At 44.8% G+C, this 252-nt stretch carries 1 protein-coding gene; it reads left to right on the forward strand.

Features of this window, described 5'->3' with window-relative positions; translation table 11 throughout:
- Positions 1–252, forward strand: a 252-nt coding sequence (locus SB771_RS35890) for a hypothetical protein (protein ID WP_410722151.1), incomplete at both ends; no start/stop codon positions are given.

Raw genomic sequence — 252 nt, forward strand, 5'->3', positions numbered from 1 at the left:
TGAGTATTGTCAAGCCAGACAGCCCAAAAAGTGAACCGATGATTCTATTTTTCAATGCGCTCCAAGAATATGCTATTAATCCATTACTACCCCCGATTCTGGATTCACCTGATTTTAAGAGCGAGGGAGACCATTATATCTTGAATATTACTCAGCCAGATGGTCGAAAAGAAATTCATCTTGTAAATCACGGAAAGAGTGTGGCCAAGGCGTCGTGGGGCCCCGCTTCGCCGCCTAGTCTTTGGCTGTTAC

The organism is Burkholderia sp. SIMBA_051, assembly GCF_046534915.1.
GTDB lineage: Bacteria > Pseudomonadota > Gammaproteobacteria > Burkholderiales > Burkholderiaceae > Burkholderia > Burkholderia ambifaria.